Below are 22,702 nucleotides of genomic sequence, written 5' to 3' on the forward strand. Positions count from 1 at the left end.
GCTTGCAATAAAGCGCTCTTTTTTTATAGCTTTTAACTGTATTTTTGATAAAATACAGTTAAGTTGGAATATTCTGAAAAATAAACTGAGTAGGATAAGGGATGAGGCGAATGACGAAATTTAGATTATGGAGATTGGTGCAACAAATTCGAACAAGCCTTCGTTTAAAGTTATTAACATGTTTTTTAGTGGTCGCACTTATTCCGCTCATGTTGTTTAGTTGGATGTCATATGAAAAGTCATCCAATCTTGTAAATGAACAGTTTGGGGATTATGGAAAGTTTGCTATATCGCAGCTTCAAACTCAAATTGAATTAACATTAAGCCATATGCATTTAATTGCTAGTGATATTCAAGAATATTTATCAGACCCGACATTAATTGTTTTAAAAAAAGAAGCACCGAAATCGTATTCGGAATTTATTATTGAGAAAAATTTTGAAAGGTTTTTAGAAGCGCATAAAACAGCACAAACGAAGGGGATCTTTTTAATTACACCTAGCGGTTATTATTATGGAGATCGGTATTTAGATGTGCAGAAACTAAAACAAGAAAAATTTTGGGAAGAACAAGGGAATTTATCACAGGGGTATTGGAATGGGATCTATGTTCCGAACCATTACTCTGCACTTGATAAAAGCAAAGTAATTGGATTACTTGTTCCAGTTAAAACATCATTCGGTAGCTTGAAAGATAGCCGAATATTAGTGGAAACAGATGCGACGGATTTATTTAAGTTTATTGATTCATTAGAAACAGATTTGCATGCATTGATTACCATTCGTGATGAAAAAAAACAGGTGATTTATACGACGGATGAAAATTATAAAAAAAACAAGGATGATATCATTTGGGAAAAGCCAATTGCATCAAATAAATGGAATCTAGAAATTATTATTCCAGAAAAAGAATTTTATCAATCTTCTACAATTATTTTGTTTGTTACATTAATTGGAATTGTTGTATCACTGTGCTTAGCTTTTATGCTGGCATTTTTAATCTCGGCTAAGTTAACGGAAAATATCACGAATTTGGATCATGCAATATCTCAAGTAAGTAAAGGAGATTTTTATACAAATATACCAGTAAATTCACAAGATGAAGTAGGGAGTTTAACTGTGAATTTCAATAAAATGGTTGTTAAAATTAAATCATTAGTAGAAGAAATATATCAGAAAGAAAAGTTGAAAAAAGAAGCTGAGCTCAAGGCAATTCATTATCAAATTAATCCGCACTTGCTATTTAATACATTAAATTCTATTCAATGGAAAGCAAAGCTTCAGGGGGCAAGTGATGTAAGTGAAATGATTTATCATCTTGTTGCTGTGTTAGAAGGGAATTTAAATTTTGCGAATGATCTTGTCACACTCCAAAGTGAACTAACCATTATTGAGCACTATTTAAAGGTACAGGAGATTCGATTTGGAAATCATTTTTCTTATACGCAAAATGTCTCGTCTTCTATGAAAGGGGAACATATTCCAAGAATGTCGCTTCAGCCTATATTTGAAAACATATTTTTTCATGCTTTCGACGATGGACATGGAGCTATTACATTATCGGCATTTGAAAAGGATAATGGTGACTTATGTATACATATTACCGATGATGGTCGTGGTATTTCTGATAGGCGGAAACGGGATTTATTACAAGAGCCGTCTGCAGAACAAAGAGGGGGGCTTGGATTATATAATATCGATCAAAAATTCAAATTACACTTTGGGCTAGAGTACGGATTAACGATTCAATCAGAAGAAAAGAAAGGAACTATAGTTCAGATTCTTTGGCCAAAGGGAGGGATACAGAAGTGAAACGTATTAAAGTGCTCATTGCGGATGACGAGACGATTGTTCGAAGGGGATTGAAGATGGCGGTAGATTGGTCGGCATATAATATGGAAGTAGTAGCGGATGTGCCAAATGGTGAGAGAGGATGGGAGGAGTTTGTACAGCATGAGCCAGAAGTGGTTATTACAGATATTGTTATGCCTGTTGTAAATGGAATTGAGTTTGTGAAAAAGATTAAACAACATGCGCCGAAAACAAAGGTATTATTATTAAGTTGTCATCGTGATTTTGAATATGCGCAAGAAGGAATTAAACTGGGGGTTTCAGGTTATTTATTGAAAACATCGTTTCATGATGAGGAGCTGGATCAATATTTACGAGCATTTCAAAAAGAGGTAATGATTCATAGGGAAGCGGAAGGGATTGAACAGCAAAAATTCCTCTTTTACGAAGATTTTTTTCAATGGTTATGTGGTTTTCAAAATCAGTTTCAAGAAGTACTTGTGGATTTATTTCGTAATGAATGGAAATGGATGAACGATGGGTATTATGCTTGTTTTATAAGATCGGAATCGAGATTACATCTCATATTACAAGATATTGATCAAAAGATACCAAATCCACATGTGAAGATCTTATGTGGAAAGGAGCAATGTTTCTTATTTCTTAATGAAAACTATAAGGAAATGATGGAGCAAATGTTTATGGATGTAAAGAGTACATACGAAGAGCTATATTGGATTACATCAGGGGAGCTGTTCAGTATAGAGCAATGGATCGATTCGGTTAAATCGATGAAGCAATTTGCAGAACTTGAGATTAAGTATAAAGTAACGATTAACAATTGGCCAAAAACAATTAAAGAGGCTATTTTGTATACAATGAATCATTTATCAGAGCCAATTGTTGTTTCAGAAGTGGCAGAGATGGTGGGGCTAAGCAGGAGCCATTTTAGTATGCTTTTTAAAAAGATAATAGGTGAAAGTTTTCATTCTTTTACAGAACGAAGAAAACTTGAACTTGCCATGCAAATGCTTCAAACAACCTCACTTACGATTCAAGAGGTAGCGGAACATATTGGTATTTCAAATAGTAAATATTTTAGTAAATGGTTTAAAAAGTGTACAGGAACAACGCCATCCGAATATCGAGAAAAACAATGTGGAACTTTATATAAAACAAATTGACACCCTGATTTCGTCGAACGAACAATTTGATAACAAAAATCGAACAAATCGATGTTTTTAACCGCTTTCATAAAAGGTAAAATGAAAGCGGTTAAATTATTTGTTCTGAAAAATCAGAAATAAAAAGCTTTTTGGAGAAGGGGAGTGTGTGCAGTGAGAAAAATGGTACATGTATGTCTTAGTTTTATGCTCGTACTTATTGTTTTTTTAGCTGGTTGTAGCTCAAATGAGACTACAAGCAAAAAATCATCAAAGGATGATGAAAAGAAACAAACATCAAATGATGGAACAGTTTTGCGATTTGCAACTTGGGATGCTGGAAAGAATTTAAAGATTCAGCAGCAAATTGCAAAGAAATTTGAAGAGAAGAATCCGGGAGTAAAAGTACAGGTGGAGGCTTATGGTGATGGTTTTGATCAAAAGCTCGCAGCATCTTTCGGGGCGAAAAACCCACCGGATGTTATGTATATGTGGAATTTCCCAGCTTACTATAAATCTCTTGAGCCTTTAGATGAACTGGCAAAGAAAGATTCAGATATGAAATTAGATGACTTTTATCAAGGGCTATTTAACTACTCTAGTATTGACGGGAAATTATATGGTATGCCAGCAGGGTTTACAACGCGGGTTATATATTACAATAAAAAGTTATTTGATAAAGCGAATATTCCATACCCGAAAGATGGATGGACCTGGGATGAGTTTGTAGACACTGCGAAAAAGTTAACAGATGCAAGCAATAAACAATATGGCTTTGCTTTACGACCTGAGCCAGATACGTATGATTTACAAGGGTTTATTTGGAGTAACGGTAGTAGTTTTGTAAGTGAAGATGGAAAACAAATAAAAGGACATATGAACAGTCCAGAAACAATTGAAGTTATGAAATCTTTTCAAAGTATGCTAAAGGATAAAACGGCTGTATTAGTAGGGGGAAAAAATCAACAGAGCGGTGATGATATTTTTAAAGCTGGGAAGTTAGCGATGTGGGAGAGTGGAATTTGGCCATTAGAAGGATTTAAAGATGCAAAAATTGATTTTGGTACAGTAGAACCTCCTGCATTTAAAGGGAAACCAGTGAAGGGACTTGTTGGTACATCAGCTGTTTCAATTGCAAAAGATGCAAAGCATAAAGAGTTAGCTTGGGAGTTTGTTAAGTTTTATTCTTCACCAGAAGCAATTAAAATGCGAACTTCTGATTTGCCAGTTCGAATTAGTGTTGTAAAAGAATTGAAGAAAGAGGAAGATGCGAATGTTAAACCGTTCTACACAATGCTAGAACGTTCAACAAATACACCAGCATTTTTACTTAACCCAAAATGGGATGAAGTAAACCGGAATTTATCAGCGGCAATAAATGCAATTATGCTTGGACAAGATCCAGAGCAATTATTAAATAAAGCTGTTCAAGATTCAGAGAAATATATGGATAAATAATTGTAAAAGCAAAGAGGTGTGGATGTTGAAATATGGAGTATCTATAGAAAGTGAAACGAATATAGCCATTAGGAAAAAGAAAATGAAATGGGAGAAGCTCGTTCCTTATGCATTTATATTTCCATGGGTATTTGGCTTTGTAACCTTTACCCTTGGTCCTCTTTTATTTTCATTATTTATTAGTTTTTTTGACTGGCCGCTTATTGGAGAAGTTCAATTTGTTGGACTAAAAAACTATCAAGATATGTTTCTAAATGACCCGATGTTTTGGGACTCGTTATGGGTTACGGTGAAATTTGCAGCATTATTTGTTCCATTTAATTTAATTATTGCTCTATTTTTAGCGGTTTTGCTAAATCAAAAGGTAAAAGGATATGCGTTTTTTCGAACATTTTTCTATTTGCCAAGCGTTATTTCTGGTGTGGCTTTAGCGATGATTTGGGCATGGGTGTATAACGGAGAGTATGGTATTTTGAATTATTTTCTATCGCTTGTTGGTATAAAAGGACCAAATTGGTTAAGTGATCCGAACTGGTCGCTAATTGCGATGGTAATTGCTAGTTTATGGGGACAAGGTACGCTTATGCTCATTTTTTTAGCAGGATTAAAAAATATCCCGCAAAACTTGTATGAGGCTGCTTCCATTGATGGAGCTGGAAAAGTGCAACAATTTTTCAAAATTACATTGCCGATGTTAACGCCGACGATTTTATTTAATTTAATTACAACAATTATCGGTGCGTTTCAACAATTAACATTAGCGCTTGTATTAACCGGCGGAGGTCCATTGAAGTCCACCTATTTTTACGCAATGTATGTATATGAAAATGCATTTAAGTATTTTAAAATGGGCTATTCATCAGCGAATGCTTGGTTTATGTTTTTAATCATTTTAGGGTTAACACTACTTGTTTTTAAATCATCAGCAGCTTGGGTTTATTATGAAAATGAGATGAAGTCAAAGTAGAAGATGAATAAGGAGGATGCAGTGTGAGAACGAAGAAGCGCATACATCGAATTGTAGTGTACGCACTATTAATAGGTTTTTCCATTTTATTTTTATTGCCCTTCTTTTGGATGATTACAACATCTGTGAAATCACCAGAAGAATTATATTTATATCCGCCAAAGTGGATTCCATCTGAGTTTAAATTTAGTAATTTTGCAAAGGCGTGGACGAGTCAACCATTTAATACTTTTTTATGGAATTCAATTGTTGTAACAGTATTTTCAACAATCGGACAGTTAATATCATCTTCTTTAGTAGCATACGGTTTTGCACGTTTTAAATTTAAAGGACGGGATATTTTGTTCATGATTGTGCTAGCGACGATGATGATTCCGTGGGAAGTAACGATGATTCCGCTTTATATGGAATTTAATGCTCTCGGCTGGATTAATACGTTAAAATCTTTAATTATTCCATCTTGGTTTGGCGGTGCGTTTTTTATCTTTTTAATGAGACAATTTATTATGTCTGTTCCAAAGGAGCTAGATGAGGCTGCAAGGATGGATGGTGCGAACGCTTTTCAAGTTTACTACCGTATTTATTTACCGATTATGAAACCGATTTTAATTCTTGTTGCTGTTTTTAATATTTTAGGATGTTGGAACGATTATCTAGGACCGCTTATTTTCTTAAATGACCAAAGCAAATATACATTAACGCTAGGTTTAGCACAGTTTAAAGGTATGTTTGGCGTTGATATGGAAGGGATTATGGCGGTGACATTGTTAATTAGTATTGTACCTCTTGCACTCTTCTTTTTCGCACAACGCTATATTGTGGAAGAGTCGGGGCATACGGGCCTTAAATAATAGAGCGTAGAAATGATGTGGCAAAGTGAATGCAAAAAGGAGGATCGATATGGGACATAACATGTTAGAGGACTTAGAAAATGTTCAAGTAACAGGGCGGAATCGCATGGAGGGAAGAGCACATTTTATTCCATTTCAAACTGAACAAGCGGCTCTATCTTTTACGCGTGAAAGCTCTTCTTATTACAAATTGCTGAATGGAATGTGGAAGTTTTTGTACTTAGAATCCCCAAAGCAACTTCCAAAGAATTTTTTCATAAGTGAATTTGATTGTAGTGAATGGGATACGATTCATGTACCTGGGCATTGGCAATTGCAAGGATACGGAAAGCCGCATTATACCGATTTATATTATCCGTTTCCGGTTCAGCCACCCCATGTTCCATTTGAAAATCAAGTGGGTTGTTATAAAAATGAATTTTATATACCAGAAAGTTGGAACGGAGGATGTATTCGTATTCGATTTGAAGGTGTGGATAGTGCCTTTCGTTTATGGATAAATGGAGAAGAAGTGGGATATAGCCAAGGAAGTCGTTTGACGGCAGAGTTTGATATTACATCGTTTGTTCATACCGGAAAGAATACGATGACAGTATGTGTGTATAGATGGTGTGATGGATCTTATATAGAAGATCAAGATATGTGGTGGTTAAGTGGTATTTTTCGTGATGTGTACATTGTGCATGAACCTGCTGTACATATTTATGATATGACGTTATGTACAACGCTTGATGAAAATTATGAAAATGGTGTATTACAACTAAGTACAAAGATTTGCAACGAACAATTACTGAATAAAAATTATGTACTAGAGTATAAGTTTTGTAATAAGAATGGGGAAGTATTAGATCAACATACATCGTATTTGGACTTACAGGGGAAAAGGGTTATAGATGATACACATTCGTTTTCTGTCAAAAAGCCGCAGAAATGGTCCGCAGAAGACCCGTATTTGTATATTGTATTGTTCACGATTCGAAACGAAAATAGTGAAGTTGTAGAAGTGATTTCACAGAAGATCGGTTTCCGGATGATTGAGATGAAGGATAGAAATCTTCTTGTCAATGGTATTCCCATTATATTTAAAGGGGTGAATCGTCACGATCACGACCCGGATACAGGAAGATATGTCACATATGAAACAATGAAACAAGATGTAATGCTTATGAAACAGCATAATATTAATGCGGTGCGAACGGCACATTATCCGAATGATCCACGTTTTTATGATCTATGCGATGAATATGGTTTATATGTAATTGATGAGGCTGATTTGGAATGCCATGGATTTGAGTTAATTGGTAATGCAAACGTATTAAGTGACGATCCTGAATGGGAAAATGCTTATGTAGATCGTGTGGAACGTATGGTGCGTCGAGATCGCAATCATTCTTCAATTATTATGTGGTCACTCGGAAATGAATCTGGGTTCGGTTGTAATTTTATTGCAATGGCGAATAAGTGTAGGGAATTGGACCAATCAAGAATCATTCATTACGAAGGGGATCGAGAAACGAAAGTCGCTGATATTTTTAGTACAATGTATTCTTCAGTCGAAAAGATTATTGGTTATGCAGAAGAAGAAAAGTGGGAAAAACCTCATATTTTATGTGAGTATGCTCATGCGATGGGAAATGGACCAGGCGGATTAAAAGAATATTGGGAAGCGATTTATAGTTATAAAAGATTACAAGGTGGCTTTGTTTGGGAATGGATTGATCACGGATTACGTCAAGTGAATGAAAATGGAGAAGAGTACTTTGCATATGGAGGTAACTTTGGAGATACTCCTCATAATAGTAATTTCTGCATTGATGGACTACTCTTGCCAGATCGAACGCCATCGCCAGCTTTGTTGCAATATAAGAAAATAATTGAACCTATTAAAGTAGGAGAGATAGACATACGAAGTGGTAGGATTTCGATACAAAATATATATGATTTTCGCTCATTGAAAGGCTATCGTGTGCAGTGGGCTGTCAAAAAAGAAGGAAAAGTAATTGCGAGTGATTCTATAGATGCCCCGCCTTTGTTACCGAAAGAGAGTTGTGAGATTCAGTTGCTCTTTAAAGATGAAATAGCCCTTCATACAGAGGCGGATTGCTATGTAACAGTATCGATTGTATTAGGAGCAGATACAGATTGGGGAGTAGCAGGACATGAAATAGCTTGGGAACAATTTTGTATTCCAGCTCTGAAAAAGATAAGAAGAAAAAGAGATTCGAAGTTATATGAGCCAGTAACTTTACATGAAACAAAGGAGGAAATTCGTGTTGCTGGTGAAAGTTTTGCTATTTCTTTTCACCCTGTAACAGGGCGTATAAAAGACTGGACCTTTAAAGGGCAATCACTTATGGAAGAAGGGCCTGAATTAAATATTTGGCGGGCAACAATTGATAATGATATGTATGTAGTTGAAAAATGGAAAGAACAATATGTACACCTTGTGAAACATGACGTAGCGAGTATAGAAGCTGTACAACTTGAAAATGGAAATGTTGAAGTTGTTGTGAAAGGATGTATTTCCCCGCTTGTCGTGAATTGGAAAATTGCTTTTACTTATACGTATGAAATTGAAAGAAGCGGAGCTATGAAAATAGAGACAAAGTTGAATCCAAGCGGTACTTTACCAGAGATGCTTCCGCGAATTGGGCTCGAAATGCGTCTGCCAAAACAATATCAAAATGTAAGTTGGTTTGGACGTGGACCAGGAGAATCATATGTGGATAGTAAAGAAGCGAACAAAATAGATTTGTATGAAATGACTGTAAAGGATTTATTTTTCCCGTATGTTTTTCCGCAAGAGACGGGGAATCGAACAGATGTAAAGTGGGTTTCGTTATATGATCAATATCATGTTGGATTTGTTGCGCATAGTACGCAAGATTTTAATTTTAGCGCCTTGCCTTACACGACAGAAGATTTAGAGAAAGCAGAGCATTTATATGAATTACAAGAAAGGGAGTTTGTTACGTTCCATCTAGATTATAAGCAAAATGGTTTAGGAAGCGCGAGTTGTGGGCCGGCTCAGCTTCCGGAGTATCAGTTGAAGCCGGAGCCATGCCAGTTTGAAGTGTACATTGTTCCTTTTAATGGGGATCATAAACGAGCTTTTGAAATCGTAAAAGAATCTTAAATTACAAGAGAGCCCTTCTATTGTTAGGGCTCTTTCCTAGGGGGATATAAATGTTTGATTTACAACAAGTTCCATTTAGTCGTTACGGTTCTTTTTTAGTTATTTCTTTAAACTATGATAACGGATTACTGATTCGAAACATTCGCGGTGGTGACGACGATTTTGGTGAAGTGTTTAAAATAGAGGTATTAAATCGGAAAGGAGAGGTTTTACCATGTGAAACAAAGATGTCGCCATCTTTACTAACGCTCCAAACTGTAGAAGGTGATGTGAAGATTTGTTTCTCTCATTCTGATACAATTCGTTTTTATTCGGATCGATTGCAGCTACGTTTTATTGGGATTACAAGTTCGTATGATTACTGTATTCCAAGTGCACAAGGTGGGTGGGAAATTAATAGCTTTTCAAAAGAAATAAGATTTCATTTATCTGCTATAGAAGGGGTTATGCATATGGATGCCCCGTTTGAAGAACTTCGTTGTAAACATATTATTGTTGATATTTATGCACAAGATGAAGGATCAGGGATTGATGTGGAACTAACGGAATACAAAACAGTATTGCAGAAGCCGAAGGAGACGAAGACATTCGCGGAGGCGGTGGATGCTGCTGAAGCGGATTTTGTAAATTGGTTACGTCATACATTGGCTGTCCCGAAAGACTTATTGAAAGGAAGAGAGTTAGCGGCTTATATTACATGGTCTTGTATGGTAGAAGCGGAAGGGTATTTACCGAGAAAAGCGATGTATATGTCAAAAAACTGGATGACAAATATATGGAGTTGGGATCATTGTTTTAATGCGATGGCATTAGCGATACATCAGCCGACAGTGGCGTGGGATCAATTTATGATTTTCTTTGATAAGCAAGATGAGTGCGGTGTATTACCGGATTATATTAACGATAAAAGTGGGCTATGGAATTGCTGTAAACCACCTATTCATGGGTGGACGCTGAAATGGATGATGGAACATACAGATTTTATAACAGAAGGGCATTTACAAGAAGTGTATGAACCGTTATGCAAATGGACGGATTGGTGGTTTACATATCGAGATGATGATGGGGATGGGGTTCCTCAATATAATCATGGGAATGATAGCGGTTGGGATAATAGTACGATTTTTCACCGTGGTGCCCCTATTGAGAGTCCGGACTTAAGCTCATTTCTTATTTTACAAATGGAGGTATTATCGGAGGTCGCAGAGAAGCTTGGATTTGAAGAAGAAGCAAAGCGATGGGAAGCGCGAGCAAATACAACGCTCAATCGTATGATTCAACATTGTTGGAGAGAAAAGCGTTTTATTGCCCCGCAATCTGGGAATCATTCATATGAAGTATCAGATAGTCTTGTGTTATATATTCCTCTCATTTTAGGAAAAAGGTTACCTGAAGAAATCATTGAAAGCTTACTTGTAGAATTGAAAAAAGAAAATCACTTTTTGACAAAGTATGGTTTTGCAACAGAGAGTATAAGGAGTCCATATTATCGTGATGATGGATATTGGCGCGGACCAATTTGGGCACCGACAACATTTATTATGACTGAGGCTTTACAAGCAGTTGGCAAAAATGAATTTGCAAAGGATATTGCTGTTCGTTTTTGTAGGATGGCAAATAAAAGTGGGATGGCTGAAAATTTTCATGCACAAACCGGGCAAGGATTGCGTGATTTAGCGTTTACATGGACTTCTAGTGTGTTTCTTATTTTAGCAAATAAGTATTTGTTAACACAAAAAGAAAGTATGCTCTATCAAAAAGTGACAAGATGAAAGAAAGGCACCGATTGGGCACCGGTGCCTTTTTAGTAAGAACGTGGCATAAGCAACAAACAAACAAGATAGACTAAAAAACCTGTTCCGAAGCATAGAATCGCAATAACCCAAAGTATGCGAATCATACTAACGCTTATATCAAAATATTCTCCTAAACCACCGCATACACCAAATAAAACTTTATCAGTTTCAGATCTACGTAACTTTTTTTCCATTATAAACCCCTCTCTTTTTTAATCACCATTTTGTTTCTTTTATGTATTGGTGATTCTTTATACTTTTATCTTACATGGAAAAGAATATGTAAACTATCGAATTATATTACATTTTTCTGAAAGAAGATTACAGTTTTGTAAGGCAGTTGTACACATAAAAGAAAGGAGAGGATAGCCTCCTTTCTTTTATGTGTATATTGCTTTTATTTTCGGAAACGGTAAGGAACTGTTGTGACTATAACATTTTTCTTATATAGAAGATAGACACGTAGTAATACACTCGATTGGTTGTGTAAAAAGTTATGCCAGTTCTTTTTTGTAATAAATTGCGGAATTAAAACGGTAACGAAACGATTCTTTTCTTGCGCCTTATGCTGAATAATTGTAATTAATTTTGCGATAGGACGCATTAAGCTTCGGTAAGATGAGATAAAGGTAACGAGACGAATATTCGGTTGCCATTCTTTCCATTTTTCCTGCATACGTAGTTCGCTTTCTTTATCAAAAGCTACATACACAGCGATAACTTGATCGCTAATTGTTTCTGCGTAATTGATGGATTGTTCGACTACTTTTGTAATACCAGCGACGGGAACAATTACGACGTTACCAGTTACTTTTTCAGGAATTTCATTAAAATTGATGCGCAACTGTTCTCCTACTGCAACATAGTGATTGTGGATGCGATGAAAGATGAAAACAATGATAGGTAAAAAGATAAGAATGGACCATACTTGCGCAAATTTTGTAATGAAAAAAATGAGAAGCACAGTTAATGAAATAAGAGCGCCTAATAAGTTTGTTAGTAACTTAGGCATCCATCCTTTTGGCTTTTCTCGTAACCATTTTATAATCATACCTGTTTGTGACAATGTAAAAGGAATGAATACCCCGACAGCATACAACGGGATTAATTGTTCGGTTTTACCTTGGAATGCAACGATTAAAAGCATAGAACTAATACCTAACGTAATGATTCCATTTGAATACCCTAAGCGATCTCCACGCATTAAATACATACGCGGCATATATTTATCTGATGCTAAATTAAATGCTAAAAGTGGAAATGCTGAAAAACCTGTGTTTGCAGCTAGTACTAAAATAAGCGCAGTTGTTCCTTGAATAAAGTAGTATACAAAATTCCTTCCAAATATATTTGAAGCAATTTGGGACACGACAGTGTCATTATGTTTCGGAGCAATTCCATACCAATAGGCTAAAAATGTAATACCCGTAAATAAAATAGCAAGAATCGTCCCCATGATAACTAATGTTTTTGCTGCATTTTTTGCAGCCGGTTCTTTAAAATTTGGAATTGCATTGGAAATTGCTTCTACCCCTGTTAAAGCGGAACAACCAGATGAAAAAGCCTTCAACAAGAAGAAGAGTGTAATGCCAGGCACGACTGTTCCAATCGGTGTATGTAAATGAGCGGGAGCTTGCCCAGAAAAAATTTTAAAAACACCAGCAATAATTAAAATAACAAGTGCAAAGGCAAAGAGATAGACAGGATAAGCTAGAATCGATGCTGACTCCGTTACGCCTCTTAGATTCAAAATTGTAATAAATAAAACAAGTATGACCGCGATTGGAACGGTGTATGTGTGCAAAGCCGGAAAAGCAGATGTAATAGCATCGGTTCCAGCTGAAACACTTACAGCTACAGTAAGAATATAATCAACAAGTAATGATCCTCCTGCAATAAGCCCAGCATTTGTGCCTAAGTTTGTTTTGGAAACAACATAAGCACCTCCGCCATGCGGATAAGAAAAAATAATTTGTCGGTATGATAAAATGAGCGCTGTCAATAAGATTAAAACGCCAATTGCGATCGGGATGGAATACCAGAAAGCAATCGCTCCAAATGCAGCTAATACAATTAAAATTTGTTCTGTTCCGTAAGCGACAGAAGAAAGGGCGTCAGAAGAAAGGATCGCGAGTGCCTTTAGTTTATTTAATTTTTGTTCCCCGAGTGCTGTTGACTTAAGTGGTCTACCGATTAAAAATCGTTTGAAGGCCGAAAACATAATGACACCACCAATACATAAAATTTTGCGTGCAAAGCGGATTGGTATGAACACATACATCCCTGTTTGGTAGTATTGGCTGTTTATTGATGAATCTTTCTGAAAAGAAAGAGGTAATAAATGGAGTTTGGGGATTTTCGCGCTTATTATTTGAAAAAGATTTTTTGGAAGTTCTTACATATATATAAATCATAAATAACGTGCCGAAATTAGCCCATTTTCATTCACCACCTGCACATTTTGTTCATACAATATCTTGACTAAATAAACACCCAACTTACACATATACAGCTCTGGCTTAAGCAAGGAGGGTTATACCAGTTGAAGGAAAAAGCATATCAATCTAAACCGTTACTCACAAAGAGAGAGAGAGAAGTCTTTGAATTATTGGTTCAAGATAAAACGACGAAAGAAATTGCAAGTGAACTATTTATTAGTGAAAAAACTGTACGCAACCACATATCAAATGCAATGCAAAAGCTAGGGGTTAAAGGACGTTCGCAAGCGGTTGTTGAGCTTCTTCGTATGGGGGAACTCGAATTATAATAGGTGAAGCCGACTTTTTATAAAAGGTCGGCTATTTTTCTGTCTTGCAAATTGCGAAGAAAAGGAGCAAAATAAAAAAGTCCTGGTCTATACAGGTACATATTTGGAAATCTATTAACAGGTATATTTTGGATCTGTAAAGATCTAAAGTATGTAAGATATAATGATATGCAAAAAAATAAGATGATGAATGAGAAAACGGGTGATTATGTTGAATAGAGCAATTGGTGTCATTGATTCGGGAGTAGGGGGATTAACGGTAGCGAAAGAGTTAATTCGTCAGCTGCCAAAAGAGCGTATTATATATTTAGGAGATACAGCACGTTGTCCTTATGGCCCGCGTTCTCGCGAGGAAGTGCGTCAATTCACATGGGAAATGACAGAGTATTTATTAGCACTTGATATTAAAATGCTAGTTATTGCTTGTAATACTGCAACTGCGGTCGTACTTGAAGAGATGCAAAAACAATTAAAAATTCCAGTAGTGGGTGTGATTCATCCTGGTTCGCGTACAGCTTTAAAAGTGACGAATACGTACCATGTTGGTATTATTGGAACAATTGGAACGGTGAAAAGTGGTGCGTATGAAGATGCGTTAAAGTCCATTAATAACCGCGTTATGGTAGAAAGCTTAGCGTGTCCGCCATTTGTTGAACTTGTTGAAAGTGGAAACTTTGAGAGTGAGATGGCGTATGAGGTTGTTAGAGAAACGTTGCAACCACTGAAAAATACTGAAATTGATACGCTGATTTTAGGATGTACACATTATCCGATTCTAGGCCCAGTTATTAAGCGGGTAATGGGAGATAAGGTGCAGTTAATTAGTTCTGGAGATGAAACAGCTCGTGAAGTAAGTACGATACTATATCATAGTAAAATGTTAAATGAAGGGGAAGAACAAAGCGACCATCTTTTCTTAACCACAGGAAAAATAGATTTATTCAAAGAAATTGCTTCTAAATGGTTTGGACAGCCGATTGAAAATGTAAAACATATTAATTTGTAAACAAGTTAATAATAGATTTGTATAAAAAACTTCTGAGAAATCAGGAGTTTTTTTGTTTAGTAAATTGTAAGATAAGTTGTTATTGCTTGTTCTAAAATGATAAAGAGCTCGTATACATATAGTACAAACTTAGATTTTAGGGGGAAATGGTATGCCTAAATCCACTTTTAAATGGCTTGTTTGTGTTACAGTAAGCGCAGCTTTATTATCAGGATGCGGTTTGTTAAATCAGGAGAAAGAAACAGAACAAATTGATCCACCGAAAAAAGTTGCGTATACAGATGGTGAGAAGAAAGAGACTGCTACAAAAGAAAAACAAGGGCAAACGAAGAAATATGATTTATACCTCGTTGATAAAAATGGTTATGTTGTACCGCAAACATTTGATTTACCTGCGCCCAAAGGGAATGCAGTTGTGAAGCAAACATTGGAATATCTTGTGAAGGATGGTCCTGTAACAAATATGTTGCCAAATGGATTTCAAGCGGTTCTTCCAGCGAATACAACGCTGTCAGTTGATGTGAAAAAAGATGGGACAGCAGTTGTTGATTTCTCAAAGGAAATAAAAAATTATAAAAAAGAAGAAGAGCGTCAAATCGTGGAATCTGTAGCATGGACATTGACGCAATTTAAAGAAATTAAGCAAGTCAAATTTCAGATGAACGGTAAAAATTTAGAAACGATGCCGGTTGCTGGTACACCGATTGGTGAAGGGGTTAGCCGTGCGGATGGAATTAACTTTGATGATGAGCAAGTGGCGGATGTAACGAATACGAAGCCGGTTACACTTTATTTCCTAGCGCGAAATAATAAAAAACAGTACTATGTGCCAGTAACACGCCGCGTGGCAGAAGGAAAGGAACATGAAGTAGCAACGGTTGTGAATGAGCTTGTTAAAGGACCGTCGGGTTCAGCTTTACTTAATGATTTTAATCCAGATGTAAAGCTCGTTAGTGAACCGAAAGTGCAAGATGGAAAGGTTACATTGAATTTCAATGAAAATATATATGTGAACAAAGGAAAAAGTATGATTTCAAATTATGTACTGCAATCACTCGTTCTATCTTTAACGGAAAAACAAGGTGTGAAAAATGTTTCTGTTGAAGTAAATGGAAAAGCAAATCTTGTTAACGAGAAGGGTGAGAAATTAACAAAACCTGTTGATCGTCCGCAAAACGTGAATACAGGTAGTTTTTAATCGTAAATAATTTGATATACTTATGTAGGAAAGGGGAATTTCTTTTTGAGTTCCCCTTCTTCTGTTGATATACATAATCATAAATTTAAAACGGGCTATACTAACAAGTAGCAGTTACTAGGTAGGGGGTTATTTTATGCGAGTAGATGGTAGACAAGCGGCAGAACTGCGCAATATACATCTTCATACAAATTATTTAAAACATCCAGAAGGGTCTGTACTAATTGAAGTTGGAGATACAAAGGTTATTTGTTCGGCAACGATTGAAGAACGTGTGCCACCATTTATGAGAGGCGAAGGAAAAGGGTGGGTAACAGCTGAATACGCCATGATTCCACGCGCAACAGAACAACGTACAATTCGTGAGTCCAGTAAAGGGAAAGTAACTGGTCGCACAATGGAAATTCAACGTTTAATTGGACGAGCATTACGTGCGGTTGTTGATTTGGAAGCACTTGGGGAAAGAACGGTTTGGATTGATTGTGATGTAATCCAGGCAGATGGAGGAACACGAACAGCGTCTATTACGGGTGCTTATGTCGCGATGGTGTTAGCATTTGAAAAGTTATTACAAGCAGAAAAAGTATCTAAAATTCCAGTAAAAGATTATTTAGCTGCAACATCCGTTGGAATTGTTGAAGACCAAGGTGTAGTTTTAGATCTAAACTATGCAGAAGATTCTCAAGCTGATGTTGATATGAACGTTATTATGACGGGGAAAGGCCATTTTGTTGAAGTGCAAGGAACTGGAGAAGAAGCAACATTTAGCCGTGCGGAGTTAAATGAATTACTTGATGCAGCTGAAAATGGGATTTTACAACTCATTGAAAAACAAAAAGAAGCATTAGGTGACATCGTATCTCATATAGAGTAGAGGTGGGAAATATGAAACATGTTGTTGTAGCAACGAAAAATATAGGGAAAGTACGTGAATTTGCCGAGCTATTTGAGAGATTTGACTTAGAAGTAAAATCTCTTCATGACTTCCCTAATATTGAAGAAGTCGAGGAAACTGGTGAAACATTTGAAGAAAATGCACTTTTGAAAGCGGACAGTTTATGTAAACAGTTAAATTCAATTGTTATTGCGGATGATTCAGGGCTAATTGTTGATGCGTTGAATGGAAATCCTGGTGTGCGCTCTGCTCGCTATGCTGGTGAGCAAAAAGATGATCAGGCAAATATCGATAAAGTTTTAACAGGATTAGATGGCGTTTCGATGGAAAAGCGTACAGCGCGTTTTTATTGTGCGTTAGCGGTTGCTTTTCCAGAAGAAAATAAAGAGTCGGTTATTGTAAATGGAACATGCGAAGGGAAAATTCTAGAGCAACGTCGTGGTGAAAATGGTTTCGGATATGATCCAATCTTTTATGTAGAAGAATACAAACGAGCAATGGCAGAGTTAACTTCAGATGAGAAAAATGAAATCAGTCACCGCGGGCGTGCTCTTCGAAAGTTGGAAGAAAAAATTTCAGCGTGGTTTTTAGAAGAAGAATAAGGGAGAGAGACCGATGAGAGCTTTAATTGTAAGCGATAGTCACGGTTCTACGAAAGAATTACAGCAATTAAAAGATACATATGAGGGAAATGTAGATGTTATGATTCATTGCGGTGATTCAGAACTAACGCCAGATCATCCAGATTTACGAGGGTTCCAAGTAGTAAAAGGGAATTGCGATCTATATAATGGTTTTGAAGAAGAAATCATTACTGATGTAGATGAAATGCGCTTTTTTGCTACACACGGTCATCGATACAATATTAAAATGACTTTGCAAACACTTTTATATCGTGCAAAAGAAGTGGGAGCGAATATTGTATGTTTTGGACATTCTCATATGTTGGGAGCGGAATTTATTGATGGTATTTTATTCATCAATCCAGGAAGCATTTTACTGCCACGTTCCCGTAAAGAAAAAACATTTACTTTGTTAGAAGTAAATGAAAAGGACATTGAAATTCGATTTGAAACATTAGCTGGAAAAGTTGTCGCACATAAAACTTTTCAAAGAGGATAAGAAAAATTATCCTCTTTGAAAAAAGGTGTTGACTTTATCTGCGTGTGCAAATATAATAAACCTTGTCGATAAGATATCAGACGGAAATGAAAACAAAATATGCGGGTGTAGTTTAGTGGTAAAACAAGAGCCTTCCAAGCTCTGGTCGAGAGTTCGATTCTCTTCACCCGCTCCATGTCCCAGTAGCTCAGCAGGATAGAGCAACGGCCTTCTAAGCCGTCGGTCGGGAGTTCGAATCTCTCCTGGGACGCTAAAAAAACCTTGTTATCTTTTGATGACAAGGTTTTTTGTTTATTCAAAAATTAATCGTTAATAAATTTTTCAAAAACAAACCCATAATCTTTCACGTTATATTGCTTCTTCGTATCCACAAGCCAATTAAACGCAATTTGATTCATTTCTTTAAATTGCTCTGCTAAATTAACTTGTGCATTCGTAATACGACTAAATGTGTTAGAAGCCATATCTAAACTTTTATGAGCATATTGTAATGTAATATCATTTTCGTATGAAATTTCCTCAATTTTGAGAAGAGCTTTATATAAGTCTTTTAATTCCTCGATATGTTTTTTATGAACGTCAATTGAGTAATATTCATCTCCCATATGGAATTTAATTTCTACATCTAAATCGATTGTACCAGCAGTTTCTAACGCTACATTTTTAATTTGATGTTTGCTGTAGCTGAAGCGGCGTAATGTACGTTTTTTACTTGCTGCACTCGTACCATCTAAGTGAATTAACCCTTTGTTTGTAAAACAATATTCATCTGATTTTGATTTAATTAGAAAATAAATTTTTTCTCCATCTTCATGCATCACATAATCATCAGCATCCACTTTATCATAATCTTTCGGTGTGATTACAGAACCTACATCGCTTAGCCCGAGAACATCAGCAGCTACTTTTTTGAACATATGGATCATCCCCTTTAATTTCTGGATTTTGAATTACATAAAAATATTTTAACATTTTTCAACAAGGGAATTAGGCTGTATTTAAAAATTTATAAGAAGGTGAAGGAGAGAAATATCTCGAATGTGATGTAATAAATAATTACAAAAGTGTTTCGTAAATCAATTAGTTTAAGAATAAATTCACCAAATAAGTACTAAGAAAAGAATGTTAATTTTGCAGACGATTATAGAGAACTCCCGTAAAACCACTTTCAATTATGTTAGGTGGTTTTTTTCTTTTGAAATCTTACAATTCTGTAAGGTAAGTGTAAGAAAGTTCGATGGTAACAAAATGCCAGTTCTTTATAATTAAGGTAACGAAGATGACACGAGGAGGAAGAAAAACATGAAAGGATTAGTCGTAACGGCTTTAACAGTAGCTTTCGGGTTTGTTGCATATGAGAAATTAACAGATGTAATTGAGGTTGTAAAACATTTAGTAGCATAGAGAGAATTGTTATGAGAGGGAAAGGGTAAATGAATGGAATGGTTACTCGGAATTATAGGTGTTTGTAGTGTTATATTATTGTCATTTGTCCCTAGCGGAATACTAAGTCCTACTACAAGTTTATTTTTTATGTGTTTACTTGCCTGCATTATGCTTATTATTATGTTTTTGATGAAACGAAGTAAGCCAATCTTCTTTTTTAGCATGGTTGTTGTTACAATTATTGTTCTCCAAATGATTACTCTTTTCGTATATCCTACAATTATAAAAGCTGCCCATTAATGAGGAAATCCTCTGCGTTATTTGCTGAGGGTTTTTTATATGTATAAAGAGGATTTTCTGATATGATTTTTTCGTTTTAATTATAAAAGTCGAATATTTTCATATTTCAAATAAATGTATTTGGAATGTTGTTTTCTTAACAGCCATTTGTTATATTTACTTTGAAGATATTTAAAATCTAAAAAAAGAGGCGGACGTATGGATAAAAAAGAAAATACGGTCGTATTGTTTCCGCAGTTGTCAGAGCGTTATATTGATCAAGGGTTTATGGCGCTGCGGGAGCGGAAGTTCGAAGATGCATTGCGCTGTTTTGAAATATTACGCCAGTATAATGGAGAAACAGAGCAAACAGAATTAGCTTCAGTTATTTGTTTATTAGAATTAAAGCGAATGGAAGAATCAAAAGACCGATGTGAGAAGTTGCTTGAAACAGGAACAGTCTTGTTTGGGGATATTCTTGAAACATACGTGACTATTTTAGTTCAAACAAATGATTATGTAGGTGTAATTGAGACTGTTGAAGAGGTTTTGCAGAAGAAAGAATTGACTGTAGAGCAAAGAGAAAAGTTAGCGCAGCTTGCCCAATTTGCGGAGAATATGCTAAATGGTGAGGGAACGACGCTAGTAGAATCAGATTTTGATCTGGAAGAATTTTCGAAAAAACTATTTGTAGAAAATTTTGGGCAGCAGCTACAGGTAATTCATGCTCTTTTAATTAAAAACCTCGAAAAAGCTTTGCCAGCTTTACGGAAATTTCTCGTTGATAGCACGCGACATCCATATTTAAAAACTTCTATTATATACAAAATGGTAGAGAAGCGTATGAAAGAAGAAATAGAAGTAGAGAAATTTGGCGAAAGAATAATGATTATTCCAGCTCATTTGGATCATAATGATGAGTACTCGAAGAAAGTTATACATATATTATCTAATCGTTTAGAAAGTGATAATCCAAATATGTTTGAGGCGATTATTACATATTGGAGAGAAATGCAAGCAAGTATTTTCCCGTTCCCATTACTAATAGATAAAGTAGAAGTATGGGCAGCGGTTTTAGAGCGAATCGGGAGAAAGCGTTTCGGATTGATCATCGATGAAGAGGAACTTATGGAGGCGTATAATATTACCGTTGAAGAGTTTCATATTGCCTATCAATGGTTTTTACGCGTGGAGAGAGAAGGGCATTTACCTGTATAATTATGAAAAAGAATCGTTCAGTTATTGAAACGAGAATATTCTATGTTATAATGTAAGGGTTGCAAAAGGCTGAATTATGCCTGCTTGTAAGAGGAGAGAAGTATAATTCTCTTACTTAATATGTTTCATATTATTCTCGAACAAAATATACCGTGTTTGTCTTATAGACAAATAATAGATTGAGAATCGCGTGTCTTAAGGCTTATTGCTAGAAGATTAGAAAGCTTAAATAAATTGGCTTTCATGCTTTTGTTGTTTCTAAAAAAGAAATAATGAAAATCTCAATCTGTAGAGGTATGTGCATACATTATTATAGTTGGAGGGAAAGAATAAATGGCTGCAAAATGGGAAAAATTAGAAGGTAACGTTGGCGTTTTAACAATCGAAGTTGATGCTAAAGAAGTAAACAACTCTATCGACGCTGCGTTCAAAAAAGTAGTAAAAACAATTAACGTACCTGGTTTCCGTAAAGGAAAAATGCCTCGTCCGTTATTCGAACAACGCTTTGGTATTGAATCTTTATACCAAGATGCTTTAGATATTATCTTACCAAAAGCATACGGTGAAGCAATCGATGAAACTGGTATCTTCCCAGTTGCTCATCCTGAAATCGACATCGAGAAGTTCGAGAAAAATGAAAACTTAATCTTCACTGCAAAAGTTACTGTAAAACCTGAAGTTAAATTAGGTGAATACAAAGGACTAGCAGTAGAAAAAGTTGAAACAACTGTAACTGACGAAGATGTAGAGAACGAATTACAATCTTTACAAGAGCGTCAAGCTGAACTAGTTGTTAAAGAAGAAGGTACTGCTGAAAACGGCGATACAGCTGTAATCGACTTTGAAGGTTTCGTTGATGGCGAAGCATTCGAAGGCGGAAAAGGCGAGAACTACTCTCTAGCAATCGGTTCTGGTACATTCATCCCAGGTTTTGAAGAGCAATTAATTGGTCTAAAAGCTGGCGAGTCAAAAGACGTTGAAGTATCATTCCCAGAAGAGTACCATGCAGAAGAACTTGCTGGTAAACCAGCAACATTTAAAGTGACAGTTCATGAAATTAAAGCAAAAGAACTTCCAGCTTTAGATGACGAGTTCGCTAAAGATGCAGACGAAGAAGTTGCAACTCTTGAAGAGTTAAAAGCAAAACTTCGTACAAACTTAGAAGAAGGCAAAAAGCACGAAGCTGAGCACAAAGTTCGTGACGAAGTAGTAGAAAAAGCTGCTGATAACGCTGAAATCGAAATTCCAGAAGCTATGATCGAAACTGAGTTAGATCGTATGATTCGTGAATTCGAACAACGCTTAAGCCAACAAGGTATGAACCTTGAGCTTTACTACCAATTCACAGGTACTGACGCTGACAAGTTAAAAGAACAAATGAAAGAAGATGCACAAAAACGTGTAAGAATCAACCTTGTTCTTGAAGCGATCATTGAAGCTGAAAACATCGAAGTTACTGAAGAAGAAGTAACTGCAGAAGTTGAAAAAATGGCTGCAATGTACAATATGCCAGTTGACGCTATCACACAAGCTCTTGGAAGCTTAGATGCTTTATCTGAAGACATTAAAGTTCGTAAAGCTGTAGACTTCTTAGTAGACAACAGCAAAGCTGCATAATAAAATAACAAGGCGCGATTTTGGATCGTGCCTTGTTTTATAAATATAGATAT

Annotated in this window: 19 protein-coding genes and 2 tRNA genes; 18 read left to right on the top strand and 3 right to left on the bottom strand. The window is 35.9% G+C overall.

Annotation, left to right across the window (positions count from 1 at the left end; all coding sequences use genetic code 11):
* Window positions 1–101: 101 nt before the first annotated feature.
* From MHH71_RS21085 to MHH71_RS21115, 7 genes are all read left to right on the top strand, one after another.
* A complete protein-coding gene (locus tag MHH71_RS21085; protein ID WP_050774415.1) occupies window positions 102–1,811 on the top strand; it encodes a sensor histidine kinase in 1,710 nt (569 codons plus the stop codon).
* A complete protein-coding gene (locus tag MHH71_RS21090; RefSeq protein WP_033799126.1) occupies window positions 1,808–2,974 on the top strand; it encodes a response regulator transcription factor in 1,167 nt (388 codons plus the stop codon). Before MHH71_RS21085 ends, MHH71_RS21090 begins: the two co-directional genes overlap by 4 nt.
* Window positions 2,975–3,160: 186 nt before the next feature.
* Entirely contained in the window at window positions 3,161–4,411 is a 1,251-nt protein-coding gene (locus MHH71_RS21095) for an ABC transporter substrate-binding protein (protein ID WP_078211659.1), read from the top strand.
* 22 nt (window positions 4,412–4,433) lie between these two features.
* Window positions 4,434–5,378, top strand: a complete 945-nt coding sequence (locus MHH71_RS21100; protein ID WP_006096086.1) for a carbohydrate ABC transporter permease — start codon at window positions 4,434–4,436, stop codon at window positions 5,376–5,378.
* Window positions 5,379–5,401: 23 nt separating this feature from the next.
* Window positions 5,402–6,229, top strand: a complete 828-nt coding sequence (locus MHH71_RS21105; RefSeq protein WP_018764405.1) for a carbohydrate ABC transporter permease — start codon at window positions 5,402–5,404, stop codon at window positions 6,227–6,229.
* Between the two features lie 49 nt (window positions 6,230–6,278).
* The gene (locus MHH71_RS21110) at window positions 6,279–9,365 is read left to right on the top strand and encodes a glycoside hydrolase family 2 TIM barrel-domain containing protein (RefSeq protein WP_033799124.1); all 3,087 of its coding nucleotides are present in this window, start codon (window positions 6,279–6,281) and stop codon (window positions 9,363–9,365) included.
* Window positions 9,366–9,415: 50 nt separating this feature from the next.
* Window positions 9,416–11,137: an amylo-alpha-1,6-glucosidase gene (locus tag MHH71_RS21115; protein ID WP_006096084.1), complete on the top strand. Its 1,722-nt coding sequence runs from the start codon at window positions 9,416–9,418 to the stop codon at window positions 11,135–11,137.
* A 32-nt stretch (window positions 11,138–11,169) separates the two neighbouring features.
* Here the strand turns inward: MHH71_RS21115 and MHH71_RS21120 are convergent, their stop codons facing one another.
* Both MHH71_RS21120 and MHH71_RS21125 read right to left on the bottom strand, forming a co-directional pair.
* A complete protein-coding gene (locus MHH71_RS21120; RefSeq protein WP_003200751.1) occupies window positions 11,170–11,355 on the bottom strand; it encodes a PspC domain-containing protein in 186 nt (61 codons plus the stop codon).
* A gap of 203 nt (window positions 11,356–11,558) precedes the next feature.
* Complete coding sequence (locus MHH71_RS21125) at window positions 11,559–13,382, bottom strand: APC family permease (RefSeq protein WP_018764402.1); 1,824 nt, start codon at window positions 13,380–13,382, stop codon at window positions 11,559–11,561.
* A 321-nt stretch (window positions 13,383–13,703) separates the two neighbouring features.
* Here MHH71_RS21125 and gerE point away from each other — a divergent pair, with 321 nt between their 5' ends.
* The 8 genes from gerE (at window position 13,704) to MHH71_RS21165 (ending at window position 18,399) form a co-directional block, all read left to right on the top strand.
* Window positions 13,704–13,928, top strand: a complete 225-nt coding sequence (gene gerE, locus MHH71_RS21130; protein ID WP_000659494.1) for a spore germination transcription factor GerE — start codon at window positions 13,704–13,706, stop codon at window positions 13,926–13,928.
* Between the two features lie 190 nt (window positions 13,929–14,118).
* Complete coding sequence (racE, locus tag MHH71_RS21135) at window positions 14,119–14,934, top strand: glutamate racemase (RefSeq protein WP_003208646.1); 816 nt, start codon at window positions 14,119–14,121, stop codon at window positions 14,932–14,934.
* A 151-nt stretch (window positions 14,935–15,085) separates the two neighbouring features.
* Entirely contained in the window at window positions 15,086–16,132 is a 1,047-nt protein-coding gene (locus MHH71_RS21140) for a GerMN domain-containing protein (RefSeq protein WP_006096082.1), read from the top strand.
* A 136-nt stretch (window positions 16,133–16,268) separates the two neighbouring features.
* Entirely contained in the window at window positions 16,269–17,006 is a 738-nt protein-coding gene (gene rph, locus MHH71_RS21145) for a ribonuclease PH (RefSeq protein ID WP_003200759.1), read from the top strand.
* A gap of 11 nt (window positions 17,007–17,017) precedes the next feature.
* Window positions 17,018–17,629, top strand: a complete 612-nt coding sequence (locus MHH71_RS21150; protein WP_033799123.1) for an XTP/dITP diphosphatase — start codon at window positions 17,018–17,020, stop codon at window positions 17,627–17,629.
* A 13-nt stretch (window positions 17,630–17,642) separates the two neighbouring features.
* The gene (locus MHH71_RS21155; RefSeq protein ID WP_003200763.1) at window positions 17,643–18,149 is read left to right on the top strand and encodes a metallophosphoesterase; all 507 of its coding nucleotides are present in this window, start codon (window positions 17,643–17,645) and stop codon (window positions 18,147–18,149) included.
* Between the two features lie 101 nt (window positions 18,150–18,250).
* Window positions 18,251–18,324: transfer RNA gene (locus tag MHH71_RS21160), tRNA-Gly, on the top strand.
* 1 nt (window position 18,325) lies between these two features.
* Window positions 18,326–18,399: transfer RNA gene (locus MHH71_RS21165), tRNA-Arg, on the top strand.
* Between the two features lie 52 nt (window positions 18,400–18,451).
* Here MHH71_RS21165 and MHH71_RS21170 read toward each other — a convergent pair.
* Window positions 18,452–19,066 (bottom strand): PH domain-containing protein, encoded by a 615-nt coding sequence (locus MHH71_RS21170; RefSeq protein WP_003200781.1) that lies wholly within the window; start codon window positions 19,064–19,066, stop codon window positions 18,452–18,454.
* Between the two features lie 520 nt (window positions 19,067–19,586).
* Here MHH71_RS21170 and MHH71_RS21175 point away from each other — a divergent pair.
* The 3 genes from MHH71_RS21175 (at window position 19,587) to tig (ending at window position 22,649) form a co-directional block, all read left to right on the top strand.
* On the top strand, window positions 19,587–19,835 hold the full coding sequence (locus tag MHH71_RS21175; protein ID WP_018764400.1) for a hypothetical protein: 249 nt from the start codon (window positions 19,587–19,589) through the stop codon (window positions 19,833–19,835).
* Window positions 19,836–20,033: 198 nt separating this feature from the next.
* Complete coding sequence (locus tag MHH71_RS21180; protein ID WP_006096080.1) at window positions 20,034–21,032, top strand: hypothetical protein; 999 nt, start codon at window positions 20,034–20,036, stop codon at window positions 21,030–21,032.
* Between the two features lie 333 nt (window positions 21,033–21,365).
* The gene (gene tig, locus MHH71_RS21185; protein WP_003200787.1) at window positions 21,366–22,649 is read left to right on the top strand and encodes a trigger factor; all 1,284 of its coding nucleotides are present in this window, start codon (window positions 21,366–21,368) and stop codon (window positions 22,647–22,649) included.
* Window positions 22,650–22,702: the final 53 nt, after the last annotated feature.

The organism is Bacillus sp. FSL H8-0534, from assembly GCF_038005885.1.
In the GTDB taxonomy this organism is placed as follows: Bacteria; Bacillota; Bacilli; order Bacillales; family Bacillaceae_G; genus Bacillus_A; species Bacillus_A pseudomycoides.

Bases quoted from the DNA above. Each gene is read 5' to 3' on its own strand.
- rph (WP_003200759.1), top strand. From the start codon at position 16,269: ATGCGAGTAGATGGTAGACAAGCGGCAGAACTGCGCAATATACATCTT.
- MHH71_RS21095 (WP_078211659.1), top strand. From the start codon at position 3,161: ATGCTCGTACTTATTGTTTTTTTAGCTGGTTGTAGCTCAAATGAGACT.
- tig (WP_003200787.1), top strand. From the start codon at position 21,366: ATGGCTGCAAAATGGGAAAAATTAGAAGGTAACGTTGGCGTTTTAACA.
- MHH71_RS21085 (WP_050774415.1), top strand. From the start codon at position 102: ATGAGGCGAATGACGAAATTTAGATTATGGAGATTGGTGCAACAAATT.
- MHH71_RS21175 (WP_018764400.1), top strand. From the start codon at position 19,587: ATGGAATGGTTACTCGGAATTATAGGTGTTTGTAGTGTTATATTATTG.
- MHH71_RS21100 (WP_006096086.1), top strand. From the start codon at position 4,434: ATGTTGAAATATGGAGTATCTATAGAAAGTGAAACGAATATAGCCATT.
- MHH71_RS21125 (WP_018764402.1), bottom strand. From the start codon at position 13,382: ATGTTTTCGGCCTTCAAACGATTTTTAATCGGTAGACCACTTAAGTCA.
- MHH71_RS21180 (WP_006096080.1), top strand. From the start codon at position 20,034: ATGGATAAAAAAGAAAATACGGTCGTATTGTTTCCGCAGTTGTCAGAG.
- MHH71_RS21155 (WP_003200763.1), top strand. From the start codon at position 17,643: ATGAGAGCTTTAATTGTAAGCGATAGTCACGGTTCTACGAAAGAATTA.
- MHH71_RS21115 (WP_006096084.1), top strand. From the start codon at position 9,416: ATGTTTGATTTACAACAAGTTCCATTTAGTCGTTACGGTTCTTTTTTA.
- MHH71_RS21140 (WP_006096082.1), top strand. From the start codon at position 15,086: ATGCCTAAATCCACTTTTAAATGGCTTGTTTGTGTTACAGTAAGCGCA.
- MHH71_RS21120 (WP_003200751.1), bottom strand. From the start codon at position 11,355: ATGGAAAAAAAGTTACGTAGATCTGAAACTGATAAAGTTTTATTTGGT.
- MHH71_RS21150 (WP_033799123.1), top strand. From the start codon at position 17,018: ATGAAACATGTTGTTGTAGCAACGAAAAATATAGGGAAAGTACGTGAA.
- MHH71_RS21170 (WP_003200781.1), bottom strand. From the start codon at position 19,066: ATGTTCAAAAAAGTAGCTGCTGATGTTCTCGGGCTAAGCGATGTAGGT.
- racE (WP_003208646.1), top strand. From the start codon at position 14,119: ATGAGAAAACGGGTGATTATGTTGAATAGAGCAATTGGTGTCATTGAT.
- MHH71_RS21110 (WP_033799124.1), top strand. From the start codon at position 6,279: ATGGGACATAACATGTTAGAGGACTTAGAAAATGTTCAAGTAACAGGG.